Source organism: Roseburia sp. AM59-24XD (genome assembly GCF_003478445.1).
Lineage (GTDB): Bacteria > Bacillota > Clostridia > Lachnospirales > Lachnospiraceae > Jutongia.
On sequence record NZ_QUET01000007.1, the window covers coordinates 45,477 to 65,198 of the forward strand.

The window sequence follows — 19,722 nt, forward strand, 5'->3', positions numbered from 1 at the left end:
AATGCAAAATATATGAATGGAGGAGATCTTAATATGCAGCAGATGGATCGGCAAATGAATCGTCAGCAGAAAATAATGGCGGCAAAGGCATCTTTTCAAAGGACAGGTGACGATGCCGGCTTTTTCTATAAGAGGGATTTGAAAGAAGCGGAGCAACTGTTAAATGAAACGAAAAACACAGGACCTTCTTTTCATTTCGGACTGATGCGCTTCCTGGCGTCCGTCATGCTTCTTATCATACTTCTGGCTGCATTTTCCGGCGGATTTTCCTATCGGGGTTTTCGGCAGGAATATGTTGAAAAATGCATGTCAGATGAAACGACCTGGAACAAGCTGGAGGAGCAGGTGCAGAAGCTGTATCAGAATGCGTTGGAGCAGGGGAAGAAGCTTTCGAAGGACTCTGCGCAGTAGGTCGGTGAGACAGAAGAGATTTCAGGATGCACAGCAGCATAAGACAGAAAGGATTTTGAATACATGGGTGCAAGAAAATTAGCATTATCGGATGAGATATTATTATCTGTGGAAAAACCGGCGAGATATATTGGAAATGAGATCAACATGGTCAAAAAGGATCCGGCACAGGTGGATGTGCGTTTCTGCATGTGTTTTCCGGATGTATATGAGATCGGTATGTCCCATCTTGGCATACAGATCCTTTACGATATGTTCAATCAGTGGGATGACGTATATTGCGAGAGAGTGTATTCTCCGTGGGTGGATCTGGATCAGATCATGCGTAAGCAGCATATTCCGTTGTTTGCACTGGAAACGCAGGAGCCGATCAGGAATTTTGATTTTCTCGGGATCACACTGCAGTATGAGATGTGTTATACCAATATTCTGCAGGTTCTTGATCTTTCCGGGATCCCACTTAAGGCAAAGGAAAGGACGATGGAGGATCCGTTCGTGATCGGTGGAGGTCCGTGCAGCTACAATCCGGAGCCGATCGCTGATTTCTTTGACATGTTTTACATCGGCGAGGGGGAGACGCAGTACCGTCGCATGATGGATGAATACAAGGAATGGAAAAAGTCAGGACAGGACAGAGTGGCATTTTTGAAGCGTGCTGCACAGATCCCGGGGATCTATGTGCCGATGTTTTATGAGGCGTCCTACAACGAAGACGGAACTTTGGCAGACTTTCAGCCGATCGTGCAGGAGGCACCGAAGACGGTCATGAAAGAGGTCGAGATGGATATGGAGCATACCTATTATCCGGAGAAGCCTTTAGTGCCTTATATCAAGGTGACGCAGGATCGTGTTGTACTGGAAATACAGAGAGGCTGTATCCGCGGCTGCCGTTTCTGTCAGGCGGGTGTATTGTATCGCCCGATCCGTCCGCGTAAGCTGGAATTTCTGAAGGACAGAGCAATTAAAATGCTAGAATCTACCGGTCATGAGGAAATCACGCTCAGTTCCTTAAGCTCCAGTGATTACAAGGAGCTGCCGGAGCTTGTGTACTGGCTGATCGATGAGTGCAGCAAAAACGGGATCAATATTGCACTGCCGTCCCTTCGTATCGATGCATTTTCGTTGGATGTTATGTCGAAGGTACAGGATGTGCGAAAGAGCAGCTTAACCTTTGCGCCGGAGGCGGGCTCCCAGAGGATGCGAAATGTCATCAACAAGGGTCTGACCGAGGAAAATATCTTAAACGGTGCGATGGATGCCTTTCGTGGAGGCTGGACAAGAGTAAAGCTTTATTTCATGCTGGGGCTGCCGGGTGAGACCTACGATGATATTGAGGAGATCGCGGTGCTTTCGGACAAGATCGCGAGAGAATATTATACGATCCCGAAGGAGGAGCGCAAGGGAAAGGTCAATATCGTGACAAGTACGTCCATTTTTGTGCCAAAGCCGTTTACGCCGTTCCAGTGGGCACGAATGAATTCCAGGGAGGAGGCACTGGATAAGCGTAATTTTCTGCTTGGTAAGGTCAAGAGCCAGTTAAATGCCAAGAGTATTAAATATAACTGCCATGATGCCGATGTATCCGAGCTTGAGGGCGTATTTGCAAGAGGTGACCGCCGGTTAAATGACGTGATCCTCCAGGCGTATGAGGATGGCTGCTTCTATGATGCCTGGACTGAATATTTCAAATACGATGTGTGGCAGAAGGCGTTTGAGGATCATGGGCTGACCATGGACTTTTATAATGACAGAGAGCGCAGTGAGGACGAGCTGTTTCCATGGGATTTCATTGACTGTGGTGTGACAAAGCAGTTTTTGCTGCGGGAGTATCACCGTGCAAAGGAAGCTGTTGTGACACCGAATTGCCGTCAGAAATGTGCCGGCTGTGGTGCGGCAAGATTTGGCGGCGGTGTCTGTACCGAGAAGAGAGAAGGGGGATGTGTGTAGGATGAAAGCGAGAATCAAGTTTTCCAAATGTGGTTCCATGCGGTTTATCGGTCATCTGGATGTCATGCGATATTTCCAGAAGGCATTTCGAAGAGCACATATTCCGGTCAGCTACAGCAAGGGCTATTCACCGCATCAGATCCTGTCCTTTACCTCGCCGCTCGGAATCGGGCTGACCAGCGATGCCGAATATATGGATATGGAGCTGGAGGAGTGTCCGGAGCCGGAGAAGATGGTGGACTGGATCAACAGTCAGATGAACGATGAGATCCGTGTGAAGGATTTCGTCCTGCTGCCGGATGAGGCAAAGCCGTCCATGGCAATGCTTGCCGGATGTGATTATCTGGTTGCTTTAAAACCGGGCAAGATGTCCGATTTTCGGGACAGACCGGATATGGAACAGGTGCTTGCAGATTTTGTAGCACAGCCGGAGATTCTGGTAACAAAGAAAACAAAGCGCTCCGAAAAGCAGGTAGATATCAAACCGAATATTTATTATTTGAGCAGCAAGCTTGAAGCATTCGAGGAGCAGACCGGACAGGCATATGGTGCGCTATGTCTTGATACAGAGGAATATCAGCCGGTGCTTTACTGCCAGCTTACGGCGGGCAGTGTGTTAAATATCAAGCCGGAGCTTGTGATGCAGGCGTTGTGCCGGTTTGTGGGAACGGAGTATGATCCGCTTGACTATCAGATCCACCGACTGGAAATGTACGGGGATGAGAACGGCAAAAAGGGAGAGATCCATCTGTTACACGATGAAATTCCGTGTCAGCTTGTGCCATTGTCAAGCTATCATAAATAAAAGTTCCGGATCTTCGGAATGTATTATATATAGATTTTAAAGGAAATAAGCATTTACAATGATGAGGAAAGGGGTGTGCCTGCCATGGAGCTTTTGCTGACGAAATCGGACCATAAAATATTATCCATGCTGTCGGATGGCAAACGGATCCTGCAGGTGCATGCGGAACCGGAACAGACGAAAGAGGATAAGATCTTTGTCGGTGATATTTATGTCGGAAAGGTCCGCAATGTCGTTAAAAATATCAATGCGGCGTTTGTCGAGTTTGCCAAGGGGCAGATGGGATATCTTTCTCTGGCAGACAAGGTTGTACCGCTTCACACGGCGGGCGGAAGAGGGGACGATCGCGTTCTGATCGGGGATGAGATCATTGTACAGGTGAAAAGAGAGGCTCTGAAAACCAAGCCGCCGGCACTTAGCGGAGCGATCGACATTACCGGCAGATATGTGGTGCTTACCATTGGCAAGAAGGGCTGCAACATATCCAAGAAGATCCGGGATAAGGCAGTGCGAAGCCGCCTTCTGGAGATTCTCGGAGAATATGAGGATCCGGGATATCTTCTGATCGCGCGCACGAACAGTGCCGGGGTGGCGGAGGAGACGCTGCGGAAGGAGATTGAAGCACTTTTAAAGCGTTATGAGAAGATCTCACAGCAGGGAATCTACAGACAGCCGTTTCAATGTCTGGAGCAGGCACCGCCGACGTATCTGGCAGACATCCGTGACGGCTACGCCGAGCAGATCGAGCGGATCGTGACGGATGATGAGCAGCTATATACACAGGCGGAGACGTATCTGAGGGAGTATTCTCCGCAGGAACAGGACAAGCTTGTGCACTGGGATCTAAAGGACGGTAAGCTTGACGCGGTCTATAATGTGACAAGAACCATAGAGCACGCCCTGATGCCGAAGGTATGGCTGAAAAGCGGGGCGTATCTGGTGATCCAGCCGACTGAGGCTCTGATCTCGATTGATGTCAACACCGGAAAGGCAGTCTCTAAGAAGAAGGATGTCCAGAAGACCTTTGCAAAGATCAATCTGGAGGCAGCCGGGGAGATTGCCGTGCAGATGCGGCTTCGCAATCTGTCCGGTATTATTCTGGTGGATTTTATCGATCTGGAGGATAAGGAGGATCAGAAGAAACTGATGGAGTGTCTCCGACAGGAGGTACGAAAGGATCCGGTCCAGACAACGGTCGTTGATATGACGAAATTAGGGCTTGTGGAAATTACAAGAAAAAAAGGACGAAAAAGTCTGTACGAACAGATCAAAGAGATAGAAACAAAGCAGTCAGAAAGGCAGGGTGAGCGAATTGACGCAGGATGAGATCATAATCAGAAAAGGAATTGTCCATATTCTCGATGCAGAGCTGGGCTATCCGGTATTTTCCGAGGAGCTTTTGGAATTATCACCGGATACCAATGATTTTTTTCGGGGATTGATCTATAAGATCATGTCCGGAGATGAGATGAAGAAATGCTTTTTCGATGAATCCGGGGAGCAGACGGATGAGATGCCGTGGGAAGAAGGCAGTACGGCATCGGCAGACCAGACACAGGAGGGTGGACTGGAGAGTGACGGACAGGAAGAGAACACGATGAGTCTGCCACAGACGGACGTGTATTCTCTGGTTAAGGCATTTTCGGAGGAGAGCATGGTCGAGGACAGCAAGAAGCTTGCGCAGGCACTGTATGATATCATGAATGCCAATGTCACGATCCCGTCCGCAGACTTTGCGGTTGTAACATTTCAAGTGCATTCCATGATGTATCTCGGTCTTTTAAAGATGAACTATAAAGAAAGCTATGTACATATGACGCGGAATAATGAGGAGGGACGGAATATTAACCAGATCATCCGTTACCGTTCCATGCTTCCGTCGGCGACCACAAAGCTTTCCGAGGCAGTGATCATCGATCTGACGGATTACAGCGTACAGATCATCGAAAAGAAATACGACATTAACGGAAGCAAGGTCAATTATCTGTCCGAACTTTATCTGCACTGTCATGCGGCAATGTCTTCCAAGACAAAGCTTGATATCGTGGTCAATGCGGTAAAGCAGGTCAATAACAAGCATTATTCGGAGGAGCCGGTCAAGCAGCTTGAGGCAAAGCGTATCATCAAGGAAGAGATGGAGGAGACCGGAAGCGTCAGTGTTGAGAAGGTCAGCGATAAGCTTTACGGAGATGTGCCGCAGATCAAGGAAGAGTTTGACAAGAAAATGGAGAAGTACCATATGGAGACGGCAGAGGTGACGCCGCAGAGCGAACGGACCACCAAGAAGTTCGAGAAGCAGTACCTGAAAACGGACACCGGTATTGAGATCAATATCCCGATGGAGCAGTATCAGGATGCCGATCAGGTTGAATTTATCACGAATCCGGACGGAACGATCTCTGTTCTGATCAAGAATATCAATAAGATCACGACGCGGTAGCAGAGATGGTACGAGGAATCGCGATATTATTTGGCAGGTGACGGCATATACAGGCTGCTTCCATGCGTGCAGAAATGACAGTGAAAAGGGGAAAATAATGTTTCGATTATGGGCAAAGATATTTAAGGATAACCGGATGCTTCAGGATCTGACGATCTGTGATGACAGCAAGGACAAGAACCGGACGAAGAAGGTGTTTGATTCACTGGATGAGGTCTGCTATGCCTTTGATCTGAGTCGTCCGATCTGGTTAAATACCAACATCGATGAGTTTAAGAGGAATGACAAAACAAGATTCCGCAGGGATAATTTTATTGATGATATCGATTTTGATTTTCTGGAGATCCATGTGATCGAGGAGGATGACGATTTCTAAAACAGCGGGGAGAGAAATTCTTTCTCAATAAGCGTCCGGCTCCGGTCCGATACAGGGCAGGGCGCTTATTTTGACTTTACTTTTTATTTTGGTCATGGTAAAATGAGCGTTGACGAGCAGCACAGACAATCGCAGCTGCAAGCGCCGAAAGGCCGCAGGTGAGGAAAGTCCGGGCTTCACAGGGCAGGATGCCGGATAACGTCCGGTGGAGGCAACTCCCAGGCCAGTGCAACAGAAAATAACCGCCAGCCTTAGCTGGTAAGGGTGAAAAGGCGAGGTAAGAGCTCACCGCGTTTCCGGTAACGGAGACGGCTGTGTAAACCCCATCCGAAGCAAGACCGAACAGGGACGATACGGTTGCCCGCCGTGTTCCGGGTAGGTTGCTTGAGTCTGCCGGTAACGGCAGACCTAGATAGATGATTGTCTGATACAGAACCCGGCTTATAGTGCTGCTCCCTTATTTATAGAAAACGGAGAGAGAACTATGGCACTGACACCAATGATGCAAAAGTATCTTGAGACGAAGGAGGAATACAAGGATTGTATTCTTTTTTATCGTTTAGGGGACTTTTATGAGATGTTTTTTGACGATGCAAAGATCGTTTCCAGGGAGCTTGATATTGCGCTGACCGGCAAAAGCTGTGGTCTGGAGGAGCGTGCGCCGATGTGCGGCGTTCCGTTTCATGCGGTGGATACATATCTGGATCAGCTTATCAGCAAGGGCTATAAGGTGGCAATTTGTGAGCAGGTGGAGGATCCGAAGCTTGCAAAGGGACTTGTAAAGCGCGAGGTTGTCCGTGTGGCGACACCGGGCACGAACCTGAATATGCAGGCACTGGATGAGAGCCGTAATAACTATCTTCTTTGTGTGGTATATACGACAAATGCTTACGGTGTCTCCTATGTCGATGTGACGACGGGAGACTATTATGTGACTGAGTTTGATTCGGAGAATAAGCTTTTGGATGAGATTGGTAAGACGATGCCGTCGGAGATCATCTGCAACGATTCCTTTCTGGTGTCGGGGATCGATCTGGACGATCTGCGGGATCGTTTAAAAATCGTGATCTCAGCGATCGATGCATGGCATTTTGACGAGGACCGTTGTGTGGACAGTCTGTGCCGCCACTTTCATGTAAGCTCCTTAGATGGTCTGGGGCTTGCGGATTATTCGATCGGTGTGACTGCTGCCGGAGCCGTGATGCAGTATCTTGAGGAGACACAGAAGATCTCTCTTGACCATATTACAACAATAAAGCCATATGTGCCGAACAGCTATATGCTGCTTGACCGGGCGACCAGACGTAATCTGGAGCTTTGTGAGACGATGCGGGAGAAGGCGAAGAGAGGCTCTCTTTTCTGGGTGCTTGACCGGACCAAAACGGCGATGGGAGCCAGAAAGCTGCGTAATTCCATTGAGCAGCCGCTTGTCGATAAGGATAAGATCAATGAACGTCTCGATGCGATCGAGGCATTAAATAATAACGAAATCTCCAGGGAGGAGCTGCGGGAATATCTTTCACCGATCTATGATCTGGAGCGCCTGATCAGTAAGATCAGCTACCGCAGTGCCAATCCAAAGGATCTGCTGGCGTTTAAGCAGTCTCTGTCCATGTTGCCGGCGATCAAGTACCTTCTGGAAAGCTTTGAGGGAGATACCCTGTTATCCGCCTACGGAAAAGATCTGGATGATCTGTCGGATATCTGCGGACTGATCACGGATTCAATCGACGAAGAAGCACCTTTGACTGTGCGGGAAGGCAAGATGATCAAGAGCGGCTATAATGAGGAGATTGACCGGCTGCGTCTGGCAAGCACGGATGGCAAGAAATGGATGGCAGATCTTCTGGAGGAGGAGAAGGAACGCTCCGGAATTAAGAATCTGCGTATCAAATATAACAAAGTATTCGGCTATTATCTTGAGGTGACCAAGTCCTTTATCGACCAGGTGCCGGAGGACTGGATGCGCAAGCAGACATTGGTAAATGCGGAACGCTATACGACGCCGAAGCTTAAGGAGTTAGAGGAGACGATCACCGGAGCGGAGGATAAGCTTTATACGCTCGAGTACAACGTATTCTGTGAGGTGCGTGATGTGATCTATGCACAGATCGGCAGGATCCAGACGGCAGCCAAGATCATTGCCGGCGTGGACATGTTAGCATCGCTTGCAGTCGTGGCAAGGCAGAATAATTATGTGCGACCGCAGATCCGTAAGAAGGGTGCGATCGACATAAAGAACGGACGCCATCCGGTTGTGGAAAAGATGATCAAAAACGATATGTTTGTCGCAAACGATACATATCTGGACAATGACAAGCACCGGATCAGCATTATCACCGGACCGAACATGGCAGGAAAGTCCACTTATATGCGCCAGGCGGCACTGATCGTTCTGATGGCACAGATCGGTTCCTTTGTGCCTGCCGAGAAGGCGGTCATCGGAATTGTTGACCGGATCTTTACGAGAGTCGGTGCGTCGGATGATCTGGCGAGCGGACAAAGTACATTTATGGTGGAGATGACTGAAGTTGCCAATATCCTTCGGAATGCCACGAAGGACAGCCTGATCATTTTGGATGAGATCGGACGCGGCACCAGTACGTTTGACGGACTTGGCATTGCATGGGCGGTGATCGAGCATATTGCAGATAAGAAGCTGCTTGGTGCCAAGACTCTATTTGCAACGCATTATCATGAGCTGACGGAGCTTGAGGGTAAGCTTGACAGCGTGGATAACTACTGTGTTGCCGTTAAGGAGCAGGGGGAGGATATTATTTTCCTGCGAAAGATCATCAAAGGCGGCGCGGACAAAAGCTACGGTATTCAGGTGGCGAAGCTTGCCGGTGTCCCGGAAAATGTTCTCAGACGTGCCCGGGAGATCGTGGACGAACTCAGTAATAATGACATTGCCGAGCGTGCGAAGGACATTGCCGTGGAATACGAAATTCCGGACTATGAATACGGCATTGAGCAGCAGACCAAAAAGCCGAGAAAGATTCGTAAGAAAACAGAGTCGGAGATTGAATCAGAGAAGATGGGACAGATCTCTTTGTTTGACGGCTATCAGCCGAATGTAAAGACCGATGATATCATATATGAGCTGCACGATCTGGATCTGTCGACAACGACGCCGATCGATGCAATGAATATTTTATACAAGATGCAGACAAAGCTGAGAGAGAGAATGTAAGGAAAGGCTGGTGGTTGAAGTGTCAAAGATACATGTTCTGAATCAGGATACCATAAATAAGATCGCGGCAGGCGAGGTCATTGAGCGGCCGATGGCAGTCGTGAAGGAACTGACGGAGAATGCGATCGATGCAGATGCCACTGCAGTTACGGTGGAGGTCAAGGACGGCGGTAAGGCGTTGATCCGTATGACTGACAACGGAGTCGGCATGAACAAGGAGGATATCCGTCTTGCGTTTACGCCGCATGCCACCAGTAAGATCGAGGATGCCAAGGATCTGCTTAAGGTAGCGACACTTGGATTTCGCGGTGAGGCTCTTGCGAGTATTTCCTCGGTTTCACAGCTTGAGATGGTGACAAAGACCAGAAATGAACTGATGGGATCGCGTTATGAAGCAGACGGCGGTGTGGAGCGTACGCTGGAGGATGTGGGATGCCCGGACGGAACGACGATCCTTGTGCGCAATCTGTTTTATAATACACCGGCACGCCTGAAATTCTTAAAATCCTCGCCGACAGAGGCGGGATATATCAATACGCTGATCGAGAGACTGGCATTATCCCATCCGGAGATTTCTTTCCGGTTTATCAATCAGAATCAGACGAAGCTTCATACGTCCGGTAACGGTAATCTGAAGGATGTGATCTATCATATTTACGGCAGGGATATCACGGCGAATCTGCTTGAGGTGGATGCAGATGAGGTGAGCTGTCAGGTGAAGGGCTTTATCGGAAAGCCTGTGGTATCAAGAGGAAACCGTAATTATATGAATTATTTCATCAATGGACGCTATATCAAGAGTTCAACGATCCACAAGGCGATTGAGGATGCCTACCAGCCATATACCATGCAGCACAGATATCCGTTTACCGTGCTGCATTTTACGGTCAATCCGGAGCTTGTCGATATCAATGTACATCCGCAGAAAATGGAGATTCGTTTTTCGGATGCACAGGGAATTTATCAGAGTGTGTATCATGCCGTCAGTGAGGCATTAAAGTATAAGGAATTTATTCCGGAGGTCACTCTGCAGGAAAATTCCTCCGAACGCAAAGCCGGAGGAAGGAACGGTTCTGTCGGAAATACAGGGGGAACGTTTCAGAAGGACCACGCCGGAAAAGAAAATATGGCAGCGGTCAGACCGGCAAAACCGGTTCGTGAGCCGGAAATATTTGAGAAGAAGAGAATGCAGTCCGTGCGGATATTAGAAGAGCTTAAGAAGCAGGATGAGCTTTTAGAACAGCAGGGACAGCTGCGGGAAAACGCACCTTATGTGACAGGCAGAGAAGAGACACCACAGGCATATCCTGTTTTGAAAAACAAGCCGGTACAGGAGTCTATGTTTGACAAAGGAATATTATCCGAACAGGCGCAGAAGGAGGTCAAGATCATCGGTCAGGTATTTGATACCTACTGGATCCTGCAGTATGACAATGCCATGTATATGGTTGACCAGCATGCGGCACATGAGAAGGTGCTTTACGAGCGTTTCATGAAGAAGCTGGCAGAGAAAAAGCCGATGGTGCAGATGCTGCAGCCGCCGGTGATACTGACACTTACCATGCAGGAGGAAGAGGCAGTTAAGAATAACATGACAGTCTTTGAGGAGTTAGGTTATCAGATCGAGCCGTTTGGCGGCAGGGAATATGCGGTGAGCGGTGTTCCTTCACATCTTCCGCATATTGGCAATGAGGAGCTGTTAAAGGAAGTGATCGACACGCTCGTTGATGAGCATGACCACAGGACGCCGGATATTTTAAAGGATAAGATTGCGTCCATGTCCTGCAAGGCTGCAGTTAAGGGGAATAACCGGCTTCCGAGAGAACAGATGGAGGAGCTTTTAAGAGAGCTTATGACATTAGAGAACCCATACCATTGTCCTCATGGCAGACCGACAATGATCAAAATGACGAAGACGGAAATGGATAAGAAATTTAAGAGAATTGTGTAAGGAGACAACTATGCAGGAGAAACACAAAAAACCGCTGATCATTCTGACGGGACCGACGGCAGTGGGAAAGACCGCATTATCCATCGGTCTTGCCAAGGCAGTGGGTGGTGAGATCATTTCGGCAGATTCCATGCAGGTATACAAAGGGATGGATATCGGAACTGCCAAGATTATGCCGGAGGAAATGCAGGGCGTGAAGCATTATCTGGTGAATGAGCTGGAACCGGACGAGGAATTTAATGTCGTGGTGTTTCAGAGGCTGTGTAAGCAGTATATGGAGCAGATCTACGCCGAGGGAAGGATTCCGATCATTGTCGGAGGAACCGGATTTTATATCCAGTCGATCCTGAATGATATCGACTTTACGGAGAATGAGGCGGACACCTCATACCGACAGATATTAGAGGAGCGGGCAAAGACACAGGGCGTTCAGTCGCTTCACGCAGAGCTTTGCCGTGTGGATGAGAAGGCGGCAGAGCAGATTCATCCAAACAACGTCAAAAGAGTGATCCGTGCACTGGAATATTATCATCAGACCGGAGAGAAGATCTCAGAGCACAATGAATCACAGAGGCAGAAAAATTCACCGTACGATTTTATTTATTATGTGCTTCGTCTTCCGCGGGAGATCCTTTATGACCGGATCAACCGGCGCGTGGATCTGATGCGTGAACAGGGACTGGAGGCTGAGGTCAGACGATTAAGAGAACAGGGATGCACCAGAAATATGGTTTCGATGCAGGGGCTTGGCTACAAGGAGATCCTTGCGGCATTAGACGGTGAATGCACCATGGATGAGGCATTTGATAAGATCAAGCTTGAAACAAGACATTTTGCGAAGCGGCAGTTCACCTGGTTTCGCAGGGAACGCGATGTGACGTGGCTTGATAAGGACCGGTTTGCGGATGAGCAGGAGCTGCTCAAGCACTGCGTTCGGGAAATCAGGCAGCACTTTGACCGGACGCAGGTATGATGCTTACGGAAAGAAGTCGCAGAATATGGAGAATCAAAGAGAAAAGAGGAAGAAAAATGGAGTTACAGAATTTATACGAAAAAGCAGGAATTGACAGTAAGGTGTATGATTTCTGCAGTCAGATAGAGGAAGGGTTAAAGGAGCGTTTTGCAGAGATTGACAAGACAGCGGAGTACAACCAGATGAAGGTGCTTCGTGCAATGCAGCAGCACAAGGTGAGTGCCGGCTGCTTTGAGTCTTCTACCGGATATGGCTATGATGATCTTGGCAGAGAAACACTGGAGGATGTCTATGCGTCTGTGTTTGAGGCGGAATCTGCGCTGGTGCGCCCGCAGCTTACCTGTGGAACCCATGCGCTTACCGTGGCACTTTCCGCCAATTTAAGACCGGGGGACGAGCTTCTTTCGCCGGTCGGCAAGCCGTATGATACGCTGGAGGGAGTGATCGGCATCGGTGACAATGCGGCACCGGGATCCTTAAAGGAGTTTGGTGTCACTTACCGTCAGGTTGATCTGAAGGAGGACGGAAGCTTTGATTTTGATAGCATCCGTGCGGCACTCAATGATAAAACAAAGCTTGTGACGATCCAGCGTTCCAAGGGCTATGCGACACGTCCGACGCTTTCGGTAGAGCGGATCGGTGAGCTGATCGCGTTTATCAAGTCCATCCGTCCGGATGTGATCTGCATGGTTGATAACTGCTACGGTGAGTTTGTGGAGCGTATTGAGCCGATACAGGTCGGAGCGGATATGTGCGTTGGCTCACTGATCAAGAATCCGGGCGGCGGTCTCGCACCGATCGGCGGTTATATTGTCGGAAGAAAAGACCTGATCGATATGTGTGCATATCGCCTGACAGCACCGGGACTCGGGAAAGAAGTCGGTGCAACACTCGGATTAAACCGTTCGTTTTTCCAGGGATTTTTCATGGCACCGTGCGTGGCAGCTTCTGCACTGAAGGGCGCGATCTTTGCGGCAAATGTCTATGAGCGTCTGGGCTTTCCGGTTGTACCGAACGGTACAGAGTCCCGTCATGATATTATCCAGGCAGTGACACTTGGCAGTGCGGAGGGTGTGATCGCATTCTGCAAGGGCATTCAGGCGGGCTCGCCGGTGGACAGCCACGTTGCGCCGGAGCCGTATGCTATGCCGGGCTATCACAGTGATGTGATTATGGCAGCAGGTGCTTTTGTGCAGGGTTCTTCGATCGAGCTGAGCGCGGACGGTCCGATCGAGCCGCCGTATGCGGTCTATTTTCAGGGAGGTCTTACCTGGTACCACGCCAAGTTTGGTATCATGATGTCCGTTCAGTACATGGCAAAAGAGGGATTATTGAACCTTCCTGTGTAAATCATGTAGAATTTTATAAAAATGTCACGAATAAATCACAATTCCATTGGCAGATGGTTCTATACAAAAATAAGATTTTATGATACCATATAATGTGATGCGTTTGGTGGGGAAAGCCTTCAGACAGGAGGCAGTAATGAATAAAAACAAACGTGAACAATATGGTCAGAGACCGGACGGATCCATCCGCATGAAGGAACTTCCGCTTTCCGAGCGACCCTATGAGAAGTGTCTTCGGTACGGTCCGGAAGCTCTTTCGGATAGTGAGCTTCTTGCAGTTGTGATACGAACGGGCAGCCGGGGAGAGAAGGCGGTGGATCTTGCCAGAAAAGTTTTGGGCAGTCTGCCACAGAAGAATCTCGGTGGTCTGTTTCAGGTGTCGTTAAAGCAGCTTCAGGAGATTCGCGGGATCGGCAAGGTCAAAGCGGTGCAGCTTAAATGCATGGCAGAATTTACAAAGCGCATGGTGCGCTGCAGCATGCCGTTGGAGCAGCTTAAGTGCAGTGAACCGGAGCAGGTGGCAGCGTATTACTGCCAGCAGATGCGTTTTCTGGAGACCGAGCAGGTGCTTTTGCTTGTACTGGATGGCAAGAATGCGGTGATACAGGAGATCGTCATTTCAAATGGATCTTTTAATGCTTCGGTGGCATCTCCCCGGGAAATTTTCTATAACGCGCTCAAGCACAGAGCAGTCAGTATTCTGCTTTTGCACAATCATCCGTCAGGAGATCCGTCGCCGAGCCGTGAGGACATGCTTTTGACAAAGAGAATCCGTGATGTGGGGCAGATGATCGGAATTGAGCTGGTGGATCATATTGTGATCGGTGATAACCGATATACCAGTTTTCGTGAGAGCGGTTATTTATAAAAGCATCGATGGACATAAGACTCAGATTACCGGAAGGGAGTATTCCAATGGCACATAAAACTTATGGTATTGATTTTGGAACGGGTACCGTAAAGGTCTATAAAAAATCAGAGGGAATTATTCTGAATGAGAGAACGGTTGTGGCGACTGTCGGTAAGGGCGCAGCGCAGCGTCCGGTTGCGATCGGGGACAAGGCATATGAGATGTTCGAGAAGGTTCCGCCCAACATTAAGGTTTCTTTTCCTCTGGAGAACGGAGTGATCTCGCAGATGGGAGATATGATCTCGCTGTGGAATTTCATGCTGGAGAAGATATCCGGCAGACGAAAGGCAAAGAACGCCGATTTCTATATTGCTGTGCCGGCAGATATCCGTGAGGTGGACAAGAATGCTTACTCGCGTGTTGTTTCTGAAAGTGAGTGCAAGCCGCACAAGGTGTTTCTGATCCATAAGCCGGTCGCGGATGCGCTGGGACTTGATCTTGATGTGGAGAATGCGAGAGGCATTATGATCGTCAATGTAGGTGCGGAGACAACCGAGATTTCCGTGCTGTCACTGGGAGGAATTGTCGTGTCGAAGCTTCTTCGTACGGAGGCAATTATTTTGATGAACAGATCATCAATTATATCCGCAAGGAGCATAACTTTGTGATCGGCAGGAAGAGCGCCGAGCAGATCAAGAAGACGCTTGTTTCAGCCGTACCCGTTGATGAGAAGGTGACTGTGGTCGGACGCAATGTGGTGAAGGGGCTTCCGGGTGAGGTGACAGTGGCATCCTCCGAGATATTTCCTTTGGTTCAGGGCGTATTTCTGTCGATATCGGCAGCCGTGCGTTCCATGCTGGAGCGGACGCCGCCTGAGATTGCATCCGAGATTGCGGAAAGAGGCATTTATCTGACCGGCGGATCCTCCTGGATCCGTGGAATGGATCAGCTTGTTGCCAATGAGACACGGTATAAGATCAATACCACGAAGCATGCGCAGAGAACGGTTGTGACCGGTCTCGGATATCTGGCAGAGCATCCGAAGCTTGCCGCCAGATACAGCATTCCTCTGAAGGAGATCAGAGGATAAAGAGAATGAAGGAGTTGTAGGAATGCGTAAACGGACTAAAATTACAATGGATCCGAAATATATACTGATGACCATTGCGATCGTGAGTGTTGCTCTGATCATTGTATCATTTCGATTTCAGGATAAAATGACACCGATCAGAACGGCTGTGGGCAGTGTGGTGACACCGATGCAGCGCGGAATTAACAAGATCGGACTTGTTGTGGCAGACGGGATGGATTATGCGACAACTGTCAAGAAGCTGGTCAAAAAGAACAATGCACTGCAGAAGCAGCTGGATGATCTGTCGCAGCAGAATCGTCTGCTCCAGCAGGACAAATATGATCTGGATGATTTCCGCAAGCTCTATAGTCTGGACGAGAAGTATTCCAACTATCCGAAGGTGGCGGCACATGTTATCAGCAGTGATGGCAACTGGTTTAACAGCTTTGTCATCGACAAGGGTTCCAAGGACGGTCTGAAGGTCAACATGAATGTGCTGGCGGGAGACGGACTGGTCGGCATCGTCACAGAAGTGAATAAATCCTATGCGAGAGTCCGTTCGATCATTGATGATGAGAGCAGTGTAACCGGATCTTTCTTGAAAACATCGGATATGTGCTTTGTAAACGGGAATCTGAAGCTGATAGGTAAGGGGATGATCGATATCAGCGGCATCCCGGCAGATGCCGAGGTGAAGGATGGCTACGAGGTTGTTACCTCACCGGTCAGCGATAAGTACCTTCCGGGGATCCTGATCGGTTATGCCAGAGATATCAAGACGGATTCCTCAAATATCACACAGTCGGCGCATCTGACACCGGCTGCCGATTTTTCGGGACTTGATATGGTGCTTGTGATCACAGAGGTGAAGGATTCCGGTGATTTGGAGGATATTTTAAATTGAGACGTTATATTTACCTGTTATTGCTGAATATCGTATGCTTTGTGCTTCAGACAACGATGTTCAGGCATCTTCCGCTTGGTGGGGTCGTACCGAATATTCTGATCATGATCACAGCGGCTTCCGGACTCATGTATGGAAGAAAGCTTGGTATGTTTTCCGGATTTTTGGGTGGTCTTATGATCGATGCGATGTTTAACAGCGTGATCGGTCTGACAATTTTGATCTATTCGTTTATCGGATATGTCAATGGTATGTTAAATAAACTGTACTTCAAGGAAAGATTATATATTCCGGTTATTACGATCGTGCTTAGCGATCTGGCATATGGTGTTTTGTATTATGTGTGTCGTTTTATGCTTCGGGGCAGAATGGACTTTATGTTTTATCTGATGCATGTGATGATTCCGGAGGCGGTGTACACACTGATCATCGGAGTGCCGATCTACCTTCTGATGCGGCAGATCAAGGAGCATTTCAAACCGGAGGAGCATGTTTCGCTGGAGGAGCATGTGGAGATGGATCGGGAGAAGGCTATCTGATTTCGGTGAAAGGAGAGAAGAAACGTGTTAGACACTTTGAAGGATTATATCAAAGCATTTTTCAATTCAAGATTGCTGCCGGTTACGGTTGTTTTTATGCTTCTTTTTTCCATTCTGATCAATCGTATGTTTGAACTTCAGATCGTGGACAGAGACAGTATTATCGCAAGTGGTGCGAGCAATACCATCAAGGAAAAGGATATCAAGGCGACCCGCGGTAACATTTATGACTGTAACGGAACACTTCTTGCCTATAACAAGCTGTCTTATAATATCGTATTTTCGGAGACCTCCAAGCTGACGGGTATGACGGACGAAGAGAAGAACACGATGATCTACCGTCTGCTTTATATCTTAAAGAAGCATGGTAGTGAGCTTTCTGTGGATTATTATCTGGCGTATGATCACGGCAAGCTGCAGTATCAGGTGGAGGGAAGCTCTCTGGAGCGTTATCTGGCGGATGCATACTCTGTGCAGAACGGCGTGAAGGCACTGACACAGGAGCAGAAGGATACGACGCCGCAGGCGATGTATGATTATCTCATTAAGAAGTTTGAGATTGCGGAAACTTATGATAAGGATACGGCGATCGATATTCTGGCGGTGCGTTATGCGATGTTTATCAACCGTTATGCGAAGTTTCAGGACATCATTCTTGCCAAGAACGTCGATGAGAAGACAGTGGCGGCTGTCAAAGAGAACAGTGAACTTTTGCCGGGTGTTGACATTGATCAGAACACCTCTCGTGTTTATAAGAAGAGTAAGTATTTTGCACATATGCTCGGTTATACCGGTTCCATCTCAGCGGAGAAGCTGGAGGAACTGAATAAAGAGAACAAGGAATCTATTTATTCCGTAGATGATCAGATCGGTATTTCCGGCCTTGAGAGCACCTATGAGGATTATCTGCGCGGAACAAAGGGAAGCCGTGAGATTACGGTCGATGGTGGAACGAGCCGTATTATCTCTGAGAAGACAACGAAGGATCCGGTTGCAGGAAATGATCTGTATCTGACGATCGATGCAAAGCTGCAGGAGGAGTGCTATCATCTTCTGGAGGAGCGGATCGCCGGTATTCTGATCGCTAATATCAATAACAGTATGGACGCCGGAACAAGAGGGCATTCCACGAAGGACATCAAGGTACCGATCTACGATGTGTACAATGCGATCATCCAGAATAACATTGTCAATGTGGAGCGTTTTACGGATGAGGATGCTTCCTCGCTGGAGAAGGCAACCTTAAAAAAATACAAAGCCAAAAAGAAAACAATCGTGCGCAAAATCCGACACCTTCTGGCAGCGGACAGCACGGCATCGGCAAAGACTCTTTCTTCCGATATGAATGATTTTCTGGATGCTTTTTATTCCATATTAAAAGATAATTCAATCGTCATTACAAATAGCAGTGATTCTGACAGCTCCCGGAAAGCAGTGGATACATCGGATGCCACATACAAAAGCTACGCCAACGGATCACTCAGCCTGAGCAAGTATCTGCAGTATGCAATTTCACAGCAGTGGATCGATCTGGACAAGCTGGATATCGGGAACGACTTTTATAGTACACAGGAAATTTACAAAAAACTGGTTGACTATGGTATCAATTTATTAGAAAATGATACTGCGTTTACAAAAATGATTTACAGTTACATGATCTATCATTATGAGCTGTCAGGCAGAGATATCTGTCTGCTCCTGTTTGATCAGGGTGACATAAAGTATAATGCACAGGAATATAATCAGGTGCGTCAGGGAATTACATCACCGTATTCCTTCCTGATCCGCAAGATCAAGAAGCTTGAGATCACACCGGGACAGCTCGGACTGGATCCGTGCTCCGGTTCCATTATCATAACTGATGTCAATACCGGTGATGTCAAGGCGATGGTGACATATCCGAGCTACGATAATAACAAGATGGCGAATCAGGTGGATTCGGATTACTTTTACACATATCTGAAGGACAGTACGGCGTCACCGCTTTTGAACCGACCGACCCAGCAGGAGATCGCACCGGGTTCCACCTTCAAAATGGTTACCTCTGTGGCTTCCCTGCAGGAGGGAGTGATCTCGCCAAGCAGTACGGTTTACGACACGGTCAGCTTCACAAAGGCACCGTCTTACGGTTCTCCACGCTGCTGGAGCAGTTCTTCTCATGGTAATCTGACTGTGGCGGGAGCTCTGGAGCATTCCTGTAACGTGTTTTTCTATGAAATGGGATATCGTCTCGGCAATGGTCATAATGGCAGAGTCAATGACAGCGGCGGACTTGCCCGTTTGAAGAAATATGCAGATATGTTTGGTCTGACCGACAAGTCCGGTGTTGAGATCACGGAGTCATCACCTCACTTTTCGACATCAGATATCATTCGTTCTGCGATCGGACAGGGTAGTCATGCGTATGCACCGATCCAGCTGGCAAGATATGTGACAACGATCGCCAACAGCGGAACCTGTTATGATCTGACGCTTGTGGATAAGATCAAGGACGTTAATGGCAAGACGATACTCAACAATTCTGCAAAGGTCCGCAATAAAGTCAATGTTGCGCAGTCAACCTGGCAGAGTGTACACAACGGTATGTACCGGGTGGTAAACGGTGCACAGCATGGAAGTATATTTGCCGGCATGAAGAAGAAATTCGCCGGAAAGACAGGTACGGCACAGCAGAATACACTGCATCCGAACCATGCATATTTCCTGTCCTACGGACCATATGAGAATCCGAAGATCTCCGTAAGCTGTGTAATACCAAACGGATATACATCAACCTATGCGATGGAATGCGCAAGGGATGTCTATAAATATTACTTTGGCGGTAAGAAACTGTCCGGAGGCAAGGCAACCTCGGTTGCACATTATGCAGGAACAAACGATTAAGATATCTATTGTACAAGAACAGGAGCAAT

The 19,722-nt window shown here is 48.3% G+C and carries 14 protein-coding genes, 1 other RNA gene and 1 pseudogene; all 16 read left to right on the forward strand.

Annotated features, from left to right (window positions below; genetic code table 11):
• Positions 1-33 precede the first annotated feature (33 nt).
• The 16 genes and pseudogenes from DXA20_RS04590 to DXA20_RS04670 all read left to right on the forward strand — a co-directional run bounded on the left by DXA20_RS04590 (position 34) and on the right by DXA20_RS04670 (position 19,693).
• Positions 34-411, forward strand: coding sequence for a hypothetical protein (locus DXA20_RS04590; RefSeq protein ID WP_147403695.1), 378 nt, complete (start codon positions 34-36; stop codon positions 409-411).
• Positions 412-474: 63 nt separating this feature from the next.
• Entirely contained in the window at positions 475-2,358 is a 1,884-nt protein-coding gene (locus DXA20_RS04595) for a TIGR03960 family B12-binding radical SAM protein (RefSeq protein ID WP_118559469.1), read from the forward strand.
• A 1-nt stretch (position 2,359) separates the two neighbouring features.
• Entirely contained in the window at positions 2,360-3,163 is an 804-nt protein-coding gene (locus DXA20_RS04600; protein WP_118559470.1) for a TIGR03936 family radical SAM-associated protein, read from the forward strand.
• Positions 3,164-3,247: 84 nt separating this feature from the next.
• On the forward strand, positions 3,248-4,489 hold the full coding sequence (locus DXA20_RS04605; RefSeq protein ID WP_118559471.1) for a ribonuclease E/G: 1,242 nt from the start codon (positions 3,248-3,250) through the stop codon (positions 4,487-4,489).
• Entirely contained in the window at positions 4,467-5,603 is a 1,137-nt protein-coding gene (locus DXA20_RS04610) for a nucleoid-associated protein (RefSeq protein WP_118559472.1), read from the forward strand. The genes DXA20_RS04605 and DXA20_RS04610 overlap by 23 nt, the downstream gene beginning before the upstream one ends.
• A 97-nt stretch (positions 5,604-5,700) precedes the next feature.
• Positions 5,701-5,979 carry a hypothetical protein gene (locus tag DXA20_RS04615; protein ID WP_118559473.1) on the forward strand — a complete coding sequence of 93 codons (279 nt, stop codon included), beginning with the start codon at positions 5,701-5,703 and terminating at the stop codon, positions 5,977-5,979.
• 113 nt (positions 5,980-6,092) lie between these two features.
• Positions 6,093-6,439, forward strand: an RNA gene (rnpB, locus tag DXA20_RS04620) — RNase P RNA component class A.
• A gap of 24 nt (positions 6,440-6,463) precedes the next feature.
• Positions 6,464-9,172 (forward strand): DNA mismatch repair protein MutS, encoded by a 2,709-nt coding sequence (gene mutS / locus DXA20_RS04625; protein WP_243100538.1) that lies wholly within the window; start codon positions 6,464-6,466, stop codon positions 9,170-9,172.
• A gap of 19 nt (positions 9,173-9,191) precedes the next feature.
• Entirely contained in the window at positions 9,192-11,123 is a 1,932-nt protein-coding gene (mutL, locus tag DXA20_RS04630; protein WP_118559474.1) for a DNA mismatch repair endonuclease MutL, read from the forward strand.
• Positions 11,124-11,133: 10 nt separating this feature from the next.
• The gene (miaA, locus tag DXA20_RS04635; protein WP_118559475.1) at positions 11,134-12,096 is read left to right on the forward strand and encodes a tRNA (adenosine(37)-N6)-dimethylallyltransferase MiaA; all 963 of its coding nucleotides are present in this window, start codon (positions 11,134-11,136) and stop codon (positions 12,094-12,096) included.
• A gap of 56 nt (positions 12,097-12,152) precedes the next feature.
• Positions 12,153-13,445: a methionine gamma-lyase family protein gene (locus DXA20_RS04640; protein ID WP_118559524.1), complete on the forward strand. Its 1,293-nt coding sequence runs from the start codon at positions 12,153-12,155 to the stop codon at positions 13,443-13,445.
• Positions 13,446-13,581: 136 nt separating this feature from the next.
• Entirely contained in the window at positions 13,582-14,313 is a 732-nt protein-coding gene (gene radC / locus DXA20_RS04645) for a RadC family protein (protein WP_199877054.1), read from the forward strand.
• A gap of 47 nt (positions 14,314-14,360) precedes the next feature.
• Positions 14,361-15,385, forward strand: a pseudogene (locus DXA20_RS16665) (rod shape-determining protein).
• Between the two features lie 22 nt (positions 15,386-15,407).
• On the forward strand, positions 15,408-16,271 hold the full coding sequence (mreC, locus tag DXA20_RS04660) for a rod shape-determining protein MreC (RefSeq protein WP_118559478.1): 864 nt from the start codon (positions 15,408-15,410) through the stop codon (positions 16,269-16,271).
• Positions 16,268-16,810, forward strand: coding sequence for a rod shape-determining protein MreD (gene mreD / locus DXA20_RS04665; RefSeq protein ID WP_118559479.1), 543 nt, complete (start codon positions 16,268-16,270; stop codon positions 16,808-16,810). The genes mreC and mreD overlap by 4 nt, the downstream gene beginning before the upstream one ends.
• Before the next feature lie 24 nt (positions 16,811-16,834).
• Entirely contained in the window at positions 16,835-19,693 is a 2,859-nt protein-coding gene (locus DXA20_RS04670; RefSeq protein WP_118559480.1) for a penicillin-binding transpeptidase domain-containing protein, read from the forward strand.
• The last annotated feature ends 29 nt before the right edge of the window (positions 19,694-19,722 follow it).

Coding starts and splice junctions, on each gene's coding strand:
- DXA20_RS04590 (WP_147403695.1), top strand. CDS start 34: ATGCAGCAGATGGATCGGCAAATGAATCGTCAGCAGAAAATAATGGCG.
- DXA20_RS04595 (WP_118559469.1), top strand. CDS start 475: ATGGGTGCAAGAAAATTAGCATTATCGGATGAGATATTATTATCTGTG.
- DXA20_RS04600 (WP_118559470.1), top strand. CDS start 2,360: ATGAAAGCGAGAATCAAGTTTTCCAAATGTGGTTCCATGCGGTTTATC.
- DXA20_RS04605 (WP_118559471.1), top strand. CDS start 3,248: ATGGAGCTTTTGCTGACGAAATCGGACCATAAAATATTATCCATGCTG.
- DXA20_RS04615 (WP_118559473.1), top strand. CDS start 5,701: ATGTTTCGATTATGGGCAAAGATATTTAAGGATAACCGGATGCTTCAG.
- mutS (WP_243100538.1), top strand. CDS start 6,464: ATGGCACTGACACCAATGATGCAAAAGTATCTTGAGACGAAGGAGGAA.
- miaA (WP_118559475.1), top strand. CDS start 11,134: ATGCAGGAGAAACACAAAAAACCGCTGATCATTCTGACGGGACCGACG.
- DXA20_RS04640 (WP_118559524.1), top strand. CDS start 12,153: ATGGAGTTACAGAATTTATACGAAAAAGCAGGAATTGACAGTAAGGTG.
- radC (WP_199877054.1), top strand. CDS start 13,582: ATGAATAAAAACAAACGTGAACAATATGGTCAGAGACCGGACGGATCC.
- mreC (WP_118559478.1), top strand. CDS start 15,408: ATGCGTAAACGGACTAAAATTACAATGGATCCGAAATATATACTGATG.